Genomic DNA, 11,739 nt, shown 5'->3' on the forward strand with positions numbered 1-11,739 from the left:
CTTCGGCCACTGCGAAGTTCGCTCGGCGACGCTACATCATGCCGCAAAACCAGCTTGGCTGTCGGAAAGACGCGGTTTGGAGCCAAAGGAAAAAAGTTGTCGCAGCCGGCGGCAGACGGGTTGCCGGTTTGTCGCGACGCAACTATAAGCGCTCACATCTGAGCGCGCCCATCGTCTAGCGGTCAGGACACCGCCCTTTCACGGCGGTAACAGGGGTTCGATTCCCCTTGGGCGTACCAGCAATTTCAACTTGGCATATGTCTATCGCCAGCGTGATGCTGGCAAGCGTGGCTGGACCCTACCCACTCTGAGGGGGTGTCAGCAAAGGGGCGAAGACAGACTGCGGATCGTGTCGACGGCTCCCTACGCCCTCAGCCCCCTCGCCTCGCCGCCGCGCTTGCGCGGAGGAACCATCATGTCCCTGGCAAGCAAGCCGCTCACCCGGCAAAAGGCCATGAAGGCCCGCCATGCGTCTTCGGTCTCGACGATGTCCACCGTGGCGCCAAAACAGGCATTGAACGCGGCCTGGTAGGTTGGCCCCTTCCGGCGAACCGGCCACGTTTGCAGCAAATCGAGCGCCTGCTCGACACTGTAGATTTCCTCGACCGGCTGGCCGGGCACAGGCGCGATACGCACCGGCACCGCAAATTGCAGTCTGTCCATTCGACCTCTCCCGAACCGATACCCCCGCAGCAACATCGTTCGGCACAAAAAGTTGCCGTGGCGGCTCATGCTTGGGCCGACTTCTCACCTAGAAATGTGTCGTCACTGCGGTAGCCAAATGAACCGGTCGGGAGCATGGGCAGCTACAGGCAAGGAGAGTGCCCCAAAGACCTGAATATCGCCGGTCTTCGGTCGTCGCCGGCAGTTCGTCCTTGAACCTTGCGCCTTCCAGTGCCAAATCTGGGGAGATTTCTCTGGCGGGGGCTCATCCAGCCCTTGCATCCCTGCAGACGGACAAAAATGGTCACCTATCTCGACGCCGCCACGGCACCGCTCAGAAACACCGGCCAGATCCGTCTTTACGACGAGGAAGGCTTTATCGGCATGCGCAAGGCTTGCGATCTCACGGCGCGCTGCCTCGACGAACTGGTATCGATGGTGGCGCCCGGCGTCACCACCGAAGCGATCGATCGCTTCGTCTTCGAGTTCGGCATGGACCATGGCGCGCTTCCGGCGACACTCAACTACCGCGGCTACACGAAATCATCCTGCACCTCGATCAACCACGTCGTCTGTCACGGCATACCCGACAGCAAGCCGTTGAAGGATGGCGATATCGTCAATATCGACGTCACCTATATACTCGACGGCTGGCATGGCGACTCCTCACGCATGTATCCGGTGGGCACGATCAAGCGTGCCGCGGAGCGGCTGCTCGAAGTCACGTATGAGTGCCTGATGCGCGGCATCGCGGCAATCAAGCCGGGCGCCCGCACCGGCGCCATCGGCGCCGCCATCCAGACCTACGCCGAAGCCGAGCGTTGCTCGGTGGTGCGCGATTTCTGCGGCCACGGCGTCGGCCGGCTGTTTCACGACGCGCCGAACATCCTGCATTACGGCAGCGCCAGCGAAGGCGTCGAGATGCGGCCGGGCATGATCTTCACCGTCGAGCCGATGATCAATCTCGGCCGGCCGCATGTGAAAGTGCTGTCGGACGGCTGGACCGCGGTGACGCGTGACCGTTCGCTTTCGGCGCAGTACGAACACACGATCGGCGTCACCGAAACCGGCTGCGAGATCTTCACGCTGTCGCCAAAAAACCTCGACCGCCCCGGCCTGCGGGCCTAGTGTCTGGCAGATCGGGCGTTACCGTGCCCGGCAAATGCTGGGTGGGGCAGCCATGAACGGCGACGACGACGAGCGGGCCTTCTTTCCCGAAAGGCCGGTGCGATCGCCTGCGAAGGCGGTGGCCGCCGACAAGCCGCATTATCTCGGCCATCGCGACCGCTTGCGCGAGCGCTTCGCCGCCAGTCCTAACACCCTCCCCGACTACGAACTGCTCGAGCTTCTATTGTTCCGGCTGATCCCGCGCGCCGACACCAAGCCGGTCGCCAAGGCCTTGCTGGCACGCTTCGGTACATTGGCCGAGGTCCTCGGCGCGCCCGTCGAGCGCCTGCAGGAAGTGAAGGGCATCGGCCCGATGGTGGCGCTCGACCTCAAGGTGGTTGCGGCAACGGCGCAACGCATGGCGCGCGGCGAGATCGCCGGCCGCGAGCTGTTGTCGACCTGGACGCAGGTTCTCGAATACTGTCGGTCGGTGATGGCCTTCGAGGAGCGCGAGCAGTTCCGCATCCTGTTCCTCGACAAGAAAAACGCGCTGATCGCCGACGAAGTGCAGCAGGTCGGCACCGTCGACCACACACCGGTCTATCCGCGCGAGGTGGTCAGGCGCGCCCTGGAGCTCTCTGCCACGGCGATCATTCTGGCGCATAATCATCCGTCGGGAGACCCGACGCCGTCGCGCGCCGACATCGAGATGACCAAGCTGATCATAGAGACGGCCAAACCGCTTGGCATTGCCGTTCACGACCACATCATCATCGGCAGGAAAGGCCACTCCAGCATGAAGGGCCTGCTGCTGATCTGAGGTTTGGCGTTGTTTTCAGCTTTGTCCGCTGTGCGCCTATGTACCGCAACCTCAAGGCGGTCGGCTCGATAAATTCTGGCGCCGAGGCTCAGCTGGCCGTGCGCAGGCGCCGCGATCGGACAAATGTCTTAAGTCCCTCGGAGTCTAACGGGTGGCCGAAGGCATAACCCTGCAATATGTCGCAGCCCAGGCCCTTGAGTAGCCGTGCGTGCTGCATCGTCTCGACGCCTTCCGCCACGACCTCGATACCCAGCGATTTGCCGATTTCGATGATCGACGAGACAACCTGCCTTCTCTGCGGCGATTTGACGATTGGGGTGACCAGCTGCCGATCTATCTTCAGCCGGCGCGGCTGCAACTTCAGCAAACTGACCATCGAAGCGTAGCCGGTACCAAAATCGTCTATTTCGATGTCAATCCCCAGTTCTTTTATTTGCTCGATGTTCCACGTGACAAGATCGTCGTTCTCGTCCAGGAAAATCGACTCAACAAGCTCGAACGAAACTGTTCCTCTCTTGATATCTTGTTCTCGCAGGCTCTTGATAAGCTCCTCGTCTTGAAGGCGCCTCGCCGAGACATTGACCGACACCCGTGGAATGTTAAGTTTTGCAGCGGACCACTCTTCGAAATCCGAAAGCGATTGCTTCAATATGGCTTGGTCGATGATCGAGACGACGTTCAGTTCTTCCGCAATCCTCAGGAAGATGTCGGGCGCCAAAATACCCTTTACTGGATGTTGCCACCTCGCCAGCGCCTCAACCCCAACGATTTCGAGCGTCTTTGCGTCAAATTGGGGCTGGTAGAACGGGATGAACTCGTTGCGCTCGAGGCCGCCGAGAATTTCGTCGGCAATCCGTTTTGTATCGACGATTTCGCTTTGCATCGCGTCAGTGAAGAATTCGTATCGATTGCGCCCTCGGCTCTTTGCTCGGTAAAGCGCGATATCTGCGTTCACCAGCAGGTGTTTGGCTTCGACATCTTTTCCGTTGTCGACAGCTATACCCACGCTGACGCCAAAACGGCACCGGTGGCCCTGATAATAGACGGGCTCGCGCATCTGGCTGATGACCCGATCGGCAAGCAGCGCCAGTTGCTTGGTATCGTCGCGTACCACGCACAGAACGATGAATTCGTCTCCTCCAATGCGGGCGACGAATCCTTCGTCGCCGACCTTCGATCTGAGGACTGTCGACGCGTGAACCAGCATCGCGTCACCGGCGGCGTGGCCCAGCGTATCGTTGATGTGCTTGAACCGATCCAGATCGATGTGAAGCAGTGCCGCACGCCCGCCTGAGCGCCTGGCGTTTGCCGCGTAGTCTTCCAGTACCTGGTCGAGGTAACGCCGGTTGGGCAAGCCGGTCAGCGAGTCATGAAGCGCAATGTGCTCTATGCGCGCCTTGGCCGACTCGAGTTCTGCATTTTTCGACTCCGACAGCTGTTTTGCGCGAACCAGATCCTTGTTCAGCAGGACGTCGGCAGTCACGTCCCATTCCGCGCCGATCATTTTTGGGGTGTCGTTTGTGGCCCGGTAAAGGATCGCCTTGGACCGGACATGACGGACCTCGCCATTCGGGCGCACAATCCGGTACTCCGACAAATATGGTCGTCCGCTGGCCACCGCCGTATCGAAATCTGCGTTGGCGCCAGCCAGATCATCTGGATGGATCGCTCCCGCCCAGTCTGTGTAGCCCCGGTGCTCCCCCGCTGGTTTGCCATATATTTCATTGACGCGTTCATCCCATGTAAGCTCGTTGGTCGCGAGATCGTGTTCCCAAACCCCGATAGCCGAAGCTTCCAGAGCGAGTTCGAGGCGTCGTGACAATCGGCGCAATTCCGCATAATTGCGCTGTCTTTCGCCTATCAGACGACCAGTGACCAGGAAAGGGAACACAACCAAGGCCCCGGCCGTCGCCATGATCGCGCGCAACAACCATGCGTTACTTGGCGTCGAAGGCCAGCCGTTCTCGGGAATGGCAGCGAGCTGCCACGAGCCGGAAGGAAGCAAAACGTCAGCCGTCACCGGATCGCTTTTGCTGATCTCCTCATTGCCGTAGAATTGACCACCTCGGTGACCGAGGGCGTCCCTGCCGATCAGCGCTACGTCGATCCCGAGATCGTCGTCAAGCATGCCGCTCGCTTTGTAAAGGCGCTGCACGTCGACAACGGCTGAAATAATGCCCCAGAACCTTTCCGTGTTGCCCGCGCTGGGCACGAAAACCGGAAAGCGGCCGATGAAGCCTTGTCCCCCCTGCTTCAGCTCGACGGGACCGGCAAGCACCAGCTTGCGTTCATCTCGCGCCCTCAGCGCAGCCGCACGCTGCCGCTCGTTCTTGCGGTAGTCCAGGCCCATCGCCTGCTCATTACCCTCCATCGGGTACATCAGGGAAACGACCAGATCGGGCGCGCCGGCAATATTGTTCAATTGCGAGTCGGCGCCAAATAGATTGCTCGCCAGCGAGGCGAAGCGTTGCTGTCCCATATAAGGCTCGGTCACGACGGCGGCGACCAATCCACGCACGAGTTGAAGGTTTCCGTTGATATTGCCTTCGAGCTTGGCGCGGATGAGATTGACCTTGGTCAACACGTCCGCACGGACGGCCTGGTCCGAGACGACTTTGTTCTGGTGCTCCGCGAACGCGGCGCTGATAAGTATGACGACAAGCGCGATCGCCGCCGGAATATTTGCCGACGAAAAGACGACCTCCTTGATGCCGCCGAACTTAGCGCGGAAAAAAGCCAATAGGCGATTCCTCAAGTGCCATTTCAGGTTCCCGGGTCGACCCGATGAGGAAACATTAGCTTTCAATGTTTAATGTCACCTTCACGCTCCTTAGAGCTTTGCGCTTTCCGACCCGTTGCTGATGCTGCAGGCCCGAGCGGTTGGAGCCAGCTGCCGACTTCCACTGACATGGTCCCACTGATTGAGTTGAGATGCGCTGGCGCCGGCGATCCTTCGGAAGATCGAGGAGCGCGAGCGATTGCAAACTTCGACGCTCCGACCCGAGTACTCAGGAGCGTCGACCTGGACTAGTGCCCCTCGATCGCCTTGGGAGACACAAGGTATGGTATCTTGCCGATGCTGCGCTTCGTCGCGCCAATGGAATAGGCCATCGGTATCTTGGGAGAGTTCTCTGGCAGGCCGTACATATCCTTGCCGGCCAGCACGGCAAATGAAAAGTGCTGCCACGAAACAGTGTCATGCTCATTGAGAAAATCGAGCGTCAGACCAGCTGAAATCAGCGCATTCACCACGTCACTGATCGGGTGGATCCATTCATAATAGCGAGGATGCTTCAAGATGCGGTCATCGCCGGTGTAGGTCAGTTCCTCGTTCCAGGCGAGCGGTCGAGCTATCGGCGTTCGCCAGTCGTGCTTCAATTCCAGGGCCGCGGCCTTTCGATCGCACTGAAACATCAATGGATGGCCCTCGGCCATGTAGAGACGGCCGCCGGGTCTCAGGAGGTCGGCAACCACCCGCGCCCAACGGAAAACGTCGTCCAGCCAGTTTACCGAGCCCCATGTAACGTAAGCGATGTCAAAGGTCCGACCGAGCGCTTCCACCGCTTCGAACAGTGGCGCTTCCACGAAGCGCACGTCGGTGCCTGCCTTCGCAGCAAAATCCCGCGCCGCCGCGATCGCCGCCGGTGAAAAGTCGAGCCCCGTCACACTGCCTGCGCCGAGATTCTTCAGGCTGATCGTGTCGAGGCCGATGTGACACTGCAGGTGGACGATATCCTTGCCGGCAATATCGCCGACCTCGCGCGTTTCCAGCTCGTAGAGATTGGATCCGCCGGCCAGCACATTCTCGATGTGGTAGCTGCCCGTTGTGTCGGTCGAGTGCAGTTCGGCCCGATCATCCCAATTAAGGCGGTTCGCACCCAAAAACCGTTCCAAATTCCCCCCACCCCTGACTGACGCATGGTAAACAAGTCGTTAAACTACCTTTGCAGCGAAAGTATCGCGCGTCAATCCGGACCGGGCGGCAGTTTGCCACCGTTCGCGGACACCATAGCTTCTGGAACGCTTGCCGCAGATCAAAGGCTTCTGGCGCAGTCGCCGCGCTTGGCAATAAGACCCTGCAGGCGCACCTGACGCCATCCTCGTGGTCTGCATGTGGATTGTCGGTTCCTCAGCCCGGCACAGCCACCATCGCGACATTTCGGGAGAGTTCGTTTGTGGGGGCACCTGCGCCCGCCGTGCCGTTCGTGAGTGCTCGGTAGAGTGCCACATAATCGCTGCACATGCGCTCGACCGTGAACCGCTTCTCGAACGTCTGCCGCACTCGTGCGCGATCGAGGCAGTCTATGCGCCGGAGCGCGCCCACAGCTTCCTCCACCGTATCCACGATCCATCCGGACACACCGTCATCGATGATCTCCGGGACGGCGCCACGCCGGAACGCAATCACCGGCGTACCGCAGGCCATTGCTTCGATCGTCACGAGCCCGAAGGGTTCCGGCCAGTCGATCGGGAACAAAAGCGCTTTCGCATTGCCCAGAAAATCCGCCTTTTGCCGCTCATCGATTTCGCCAATGAACTCCACGTTCGAATGCCGCAGCACTTGCGGCTCGACCCTTTCCTTCCAGAACGACTGGTCCACCTTGTCGATCTTGGCGGCGATCTTCAGGGGAAACCCCGCCCGCACTGCTATTTCTATGGCCGCTTCCGGCCCCTTTTCCGGCGAGATGCGACCGAGAAACGCAAGATAGCCAGAGGTGTTCGGGTGGAATGGCAGAAGATCGCGTGGCAGGCCATGATGCACGGTTCCAATCCAATTGACTGGCGGCACGGGCCGGCGCTGGTCGAAGGAGATCGAGACCAGGGGAACATCGTCGAACATAGCATAAAGTTGCGCCAGATCGGGCAGGTCGAGCCTGCCGTGAAGCGTGGTAACCGTTCGTCTGGCAAAATCCCGAATGATGGGGAAGTGCAGAACATCGACGTGGAAATGCAAAACGTCGAATTCATCGGCTCGCCGGCGCACCCGTTCAAGCATCATGACGTGGTGCGGACCACCGTCCTGGACCCTGGGATTCAGGCGCAGCGCGACGTCGCAACACGGCACCAGCTCGGCTGAGGTACGAGAATCGGCGCTGGCGAACAACGTCACCTCGTGGCCCTGTCGGACAAGTTCTTCGGTCAGATACGAAACAATTCGCTCGGTTCCACCGTAGGTTCGGGGCGGCACGGATTCGGTTAGTGGCGCGATCTGGGCTATTTTCATTTAGAAAATCTTTTCGGCGGCGACCGCCGTCTTTCAAACAAGCTTCGGCGGCAACCAAGACAAGCGAGAGCTTCTCGTTGCGAAGTATTCTATGCAGAGCGTATTTATAGTTGTGCCTTCCGTGCTCCTCCCGTGCAAGCAGGTTGCCCTTATTCAACTCCTCTGGATCCAAGAACTGCGATCCATAAGAAATGTTTCACCGGCTCGATAAAAAGACAGAATGAGCTACGCGCCGCCGCCCCGCCGCCCCCTGACAGGCAGCTTTGGATCGCTCGATCACCACCAAGTGATCCAGGCGTGCCGGTGCCGAATGGAACATAAAGCCCGGAATTCAGTTAGATAGCCGGATTTGGCTGGAGTACCGCCAGATGCGAATTCCAGCTGGGCAGGGCACTACCGTGACACGGAGTGAGCGGCTTCGGGCGCATCTCGCCGAACTCAGGCACCACCTTGCCGAACTCGGGAGCCATAAACGCTCCCTATGGAGGATGCCATGAACCAGTGGACAAACGCCAGGCTCTGTGACGTAGCCAACCTGATCCTTGGGGCAATTCTGTTCTTCTCTCCCTGGATCTTCACGTTTGCGGCAGGCCCGCAGACGCAGAACGCCCTCGGCAGCGGAATCTTGATCGTCGTGCTGTCGGTTGCCGCCCTCGCAGCATTTGCCGTGTGGGAAGAGTGGGTGAACCTGGTCGTCGGGCTGTGGGTTCTCGTATCGCCCTGGGTGCTTGGATTCCAGGCGACAACGGCGATGACCGTGCATGTCGTGATCGGCATTCTGGTCGCGGTGCTGGCGGCGATCGAGCTCTGGATGATGTATCAGAACCCGCCGACCCAGTCGGCCGCCTAGCAGGCGCAGCCAGCCAGCGCCCTTTTTGGGCCTGACAGATCGATCGGTCGTCTGCCGGCCTCTCGGCAACAGCCGCCGGAGGCCGGGTAGGCGGTTGTCTGGACGAGAACCAAGAAGGATGGCGCATCATGGTCGGTGACAATCCGCGTTCGACGGCCAGGATTGCAGGACATCCCGTTCATCCGATGCTGGTGCCGTTTCCGATCGCCTGCTTCGTCGGCACCCTGCTGACGGATCTGGCCTACTGGCGAACAGCGGAGATGATGTGGGCTGACTTCTCCGCTTGGCTGGTTACCGTCGGCGTGATCATGGGCTGCCTTGCAGCGATCGCGGGGCTGATCGATTTCCTGGCCAATCCGCTGATAAGAGCACAGCCCCCCGCCTTGCCGCACGTGCTAGGCAATCTGCTGGCGCTGGCGTTGTCCATCATCAACATGCTCGTGCACACCCGCGATGCATGGACCTCCATCGTTCCTACCGGCTTGATCCTCTCGGCGGTTGTCGTGCTCATCCTCATCTTCACCGGTTGGCTGGGCTGGTCCATGGTTTACCGGCATCACGTCGGAGTGGCGGATTGATGCGCGTAGAAAGCTCCATCAGACAAGCCGGGCGCATCACGGTGTCCGTGCTCATTTGCACTGCGGCGATCACTCTTGCAGCGTGCAGCGGCAACGACCCGGATCCCAGCAGTCAGATAGGGCCGAATCCAAACCTGCCCGAGCCGATCCAATATTTCTTCCCGCCCATGCATCTCGCTTCCGTGGTCGGGTGGAAGAACGACGAAAAGCCGACCGTCGCGCAGGGGCTCCAGATCCAGGCCTTTGCCAACGGCCTGCAGCATCCGCGGTCGCTTTATGTGCTGCCCAATGGCGATGTCCTGGTGGTCGAGTCCAAGGCGCCGGGCGGCGAACCGATCAAACGGCCCAAGGATTTGGTGATGGGCTGGATCGAGTCCTGGGTCACCTCGGGCGGCGACAGCGGCCCGAGCAACCGCGTTACGCTGCTGCGCGACGCCGACGGCGATGGCAAGCCGGAGCTGACCAGCGTCTTCCTCGACCACCTGAGCTCCCCCTTCGGCGTGGCGCTGGTGGGAAGCGATCTCTACGTCGCCAATACCGATTCCATCGTCCGCTATCCCTACAACACCGGTGAAACCAAGATCACCGCGCCCGGAACGCCGCTAACCGCCCTGCCCGGCGGCCCGATCGACCACCATTGGACGAAGAGCCTGGTGGCAAGCCCCGACGGCTCGCTGCTCTATGTCGGCATCGGCTCGAACAGCAACGTCGCCGAAAACGGCATCGAGGCCGAGAAGAACCGCGCCGCCATCTGGCAGGTGGACAGGGCCACCGGCCAGTCGCGCATTTTCGCCAGCGGTTTGCGCAATCCAAACGGCCTGAGCTGGGAGCCGCAGACCGGGGCGCTCTGGGCCGTGATCAATGAGCGCGACGAGCTCGGCCCCAATCTCGTGCCGGATTATCTGACCTCGGTAAAGGATGGCGGCTTCTACGGATGGCCGTACAGCTATTATGGCCAGCATCTCGATCCCCGCGTCATGCCCCAGCGTCCGGACCTGGTCGCGAAAGCGATCGTTCCGGACTATGCGCTGAGTTCCCACGTCGCCCCTCTGGGACTGGCCTTCTATACGGCAAACAACCTCCCCGAGGCATATCGCGGCGGCGCTTTCGTTGGCGAACACGGCAGCTGGAACCGCACGCGCTTCAATGGCTACAAGGTGGTGTTCGTACCATTCAACGGCGGCCATCCTAGCGGCGTCGCTACCGACGTGGTGACCGACTTCCTGAACAAGGACAACAAGGCGCGCGGCCGGCCTGTCGGCCTGGCTGTCGACAAAACCGGGGCCCTGCTCATAGCCGACGACGTCGGCAACACAGTTTGGCGGGTGACATCTGCCGGCAAATAAGGTGACGCCGCTCCCTTCGTCGAGCTGTCGGTCGAGCAGGTGGAAGGTATCCCCGGCGATCGCCGTTCCGGTGGTTCTGCCAGGCGCATTCGGCGTGCTCGCCATTGCCTTCCGCTGTCACCGCCGAACCGAAGGACCGCCAGCGCCGCGAATGGTATTTTTGCCCTTCCCACAGCCGGCTCTAGAATTTTCATCGCAAATCAAGTTATGATGCACTTGGTATTTCCCGGGACGGCTTGCGCCGCTTGGAATACCGGGAGGAACCGGGACATGGCCGTTGCGCTTGTACTCGTTCTGATAGTCGTGGGCTCGGTGTTGTTCCACTTCCTGAGCCCATGGTGGTGGACGCCGATTGCCTCGAACTGGGACTATATCGACAACACCATCATCATAACTTTCTGGATCACCGGCGTCGTCTTCGCCGCCGTGGTTCTTTTCATGGCCTATTGCGTCTTCCGCTTCCGTCATCGGGAAGGCAATCAGGCGGCATATGAACCTGAGAACAGGCGGCTCGAATCCTGGCTGACGGTCGTCACCGCGGTTGGCGTCACGGCTTTGCTCGTTCCTGGCCTGTTCGTCTGGAGCCGGTTCGTTAACGTTCCAAGCGACGCAACCGAGGTCGAAGTCGTCGGCCAGCAGTGGCAATGGAGTTTCCGCCTGCCCGGCAAGGACGGCAAGCTCGGCACATCCGACACTCGCGACGTCAACGCTGAAAATCCACTCGGCGTCATCGCCACCGATGCCAACGGCCAGGACGATGTCGTAGTGGAAGCGGCCGACCTGCACCTCCCGGTTGGCAAACCGGTCAAGATGCTGCTCCGCTCGATCGATGTGCTGCACGATTTCTACGTGCCGGAATTCCGCGCCAAGATGGACATGATCCCGGGCTCGGTCACCTATTTCTGGTTCACTCCGACCAAGACCGGAACCTTCCAGGTCCTGTGTGCCGAACTCTGCGGCCAGGGACATCCGATGATGCATGGCGTGGTCATGGTCGATACGCAGGAAGACTATCTGGCGTGGCTTGGCCAGCAGCAGACTTTTGCGCAGCTGTCCGCGCCCCAACAGATGGGCTCGGCAGAGCAGGAAACCGAAACGACGGTGCGCCGTCGGGATTGAAAATAGTGCGGCAAGCCCGAACTGTCGGGCTG

General features: G+C 60.4%; 10 protein-coding genes and 1 tRNA gene. 7 read left to right on the top strand and 4 right to left on the bottom strand.

Annotated elements, in window-relative coordinates; translation table 11 throughout:
• Window positions 1-164 precede the first annotated feature (164 nt).
• Window positions 165-239 (top strand) — tRNA-Glu (locus tag NKH80_RS12410).
• Window positions 240-363: 124 nt separating this feature from the next.
• Here NKH80_RS12410 and NKH80_RS12415 read toward each other — a convergent pair.
• A complete protein-coding gene (locus NKH80_RS12415; RefSeq protein ID WP_352704499.1) occupies window positions 364-663 on the bottom strand; it encodes a DUF982 domain-containing protein in 300 nt (99 codons plus the stop codon).
• Window positions 664-963: 300 nt separating this feature from the next.
• Here NKH80_RS12415 and map point away from each other — a divergent pair, with 300 nt between their 5' ends.
• On the top strand, window positions 964-1,791 hold the full coding sequence (gene map / locus NKH80_RS12420) for a type I methionyl aminopeptidase (RefSeq protein ID WP_254818354.1): 828 nt from the start codon (window positions 964-966) through the stop codon (window positions 1,789-1,791).
• 52 nt (window positions 1,792-1,843) lie between these two features.
• Window positions 1,844-2,590, top strand: a complete 747-nt coding sequence (gene radC, locus NKH80_RS12425) for a RadC family protein (protein WP_254818353.1) — start codon at window positions 1,844-1,846, stop codon at window positions 2,588-2,590.
• 88 nt (window positions 2,591-2,678) lie between these two features.
• On the opposite strand, the gene NKH80_RS12430 is transcribed toward radC, so the two are convergent.
• The 3 genes from NKH80_RS12430 to NKH80_RS12440 all read right to left on the bottom strand — a co-directional run bounded on the left by NKH80_RS12430 (window position 2,679) and on the right by NKH80_RS12440 (window position 7,814).
• A complete protein-coding gene (locus NKH80_RS12430) occupies window positions 2,679-5,258 on the bottom strand; it encodes a bifunctional diguanylate cyclase/phosphodiesterase (protein WP_352508769.1) in 2,580 nt (859 codons plus the stop codon).
• A 359-nt stretch (window positions 5,259-5,617) separates the two neighbouring features.
• Complete coding sequence (locus NKH80_RS12435) at window positions 5,618-6,472, bottom strand: class I SAM-dependent methyltransferase (RefSeq protein ID WP_352991774.1); 855 nt, start codon at window positions 6,470-6,472, stop codon at window positions 5,618-5,620.
• A gap of 247 nt (window positions 6,473-6,719) precedes the next feature.
• Complete coding sequence (locus NKH80_RS12440) at window positions 6,720-7,814, bottom strand: glycosyltransferase family 4 protein (protein ID WP_352508760.1); 1,095 nt, start codon at window positions 7,812-7,814, stop codon at window positions 6,720-6,722.
• A 493-nt stretch (window positions 7,815-8,307) separates the two neighbouring features.
• Here NKH80_RS12440 and NKH80_RS12445 point away from each other — a divergent pair, with 493 nt between their 5' ends.
• The 4 genes from NKH80_RS12445 (at window position 8,308) to coxB (ending at window position 11,707) form a co-directional block, all read left to right on the top strand.
• The gene (locus NKH80_RS12445) at window positions 8,308-8,664 is read left to right on the top strand and encodes an SPW repeat protein (protein ID WP_254818350.1); all 357 of its coding nucleotides are present in this window, start codon (window positions 8,308-8,310) and stop codon (window positions 8,662-8,664) included.
• 128 nt (window positions 8,665-8,792) lie between these two features.
• Window positions 8,793-9,242 carry a DUF2231 domain-containing protein gene (locus tag NKH80_RS12450; protein ID WP_352991776.1) on the top strand — a complete coding sequence of 150 codons (450 nt, stop codon included), beginning with the start codon at window positions 8,793-8,795 and terminating at the stop codon, window positions 9,240-9,242.
• Window positions 9,242-10,588: a PQQ-dependent sugar dehydrogenase gene (locus NKH80_RS12455; protein WP_352876445.1), complete on the top strand. Its 1,347-nt coding sequence runs from the start codon at window positions 9,242-9,244 to the stop codon at window positions 10,586-10,588. Before NKH80_RS12450 ends, NKH80_RS12455 begins: the two co-directional genes overlap by 1 nt.
• A gap of 270 nt (window positions 10,589-10,858) precedes the next feature.
• Window positions 10,859-11,707, top strand: a complete 849-nt coding sequence (gene coxB, locus NKH80_RS12460; protein WP_352991778.1) for a cytochrome c oxidase subunit II — start codon at window positions 10,859-10,861, stop codon at window positions 11,705-11,707.
• The last annotated feature ends 32 nt before the right edge of the window (window positions 11,708-11,739 follow it).

The organism is Mesorhizobium sp. M0904 (assembly GCF_040319475.1).
Lineage (GTDB): Bacteria > Pseudomonadota > Alphaproteobacteria > Rhizobiales > Rhizobiaceae > Mesorhizobium.

Coding starts and splice junctions, on each gene's coding strand:
- NKH80_RS12415 (WP_352704499.1), bottom strand. CDS start 663: ATGGACAGACTGCAATTTGCGGTGCCGGTGCGTATCGCGCCTGTGCCC.
- map (WP_254818354.1), top strand. CDS start 964: ATGGTCACCTATCTCGACGCCGCCACGGCACCGCTCAGAAACACCGGC.
- radC (WP_254818353.1), top strand. CDS start 1,844: ATGAACGGCGACGACGACGAGCGGGCCTTCTTTCCCGAAAGGCCGGTG.
- NKH80_RS12440 (WP_352508760.1), bottom strand. CDS start 7,814: ATGAAAATAGCCCAGATCGCGCCACTAACCGAATCCGTGCCGCCCCGA.
- NKH80_RS12445 (WP_254818350.1), top strand. CDS start 8,308: ATGAACCAGTGGACAAACGCCAGGCTCTGTGACGTAGCCAACCTGATC.
- NKH80_RS12450 (WP_352991776.1), top strand. CDS start 8,793: ATGGTCGGTGACAATCCGCGTTCGACGGCCAGGATTGCAGGACATCCC.
- NKH80_RS12455 (WP_352876445.1), top strand. CDS start 9,242: ATGCGCGTAGAAAGCTCCATCAGACAAGCCGGGCGCATCACGGTGTCC.
- coxB (WP_352991778.1), top strand. CDS start 10,859: ATGGCCGTTGCGCTTGTACTCGTTCTGATAGTCGTGGGCTCGGTGTTG.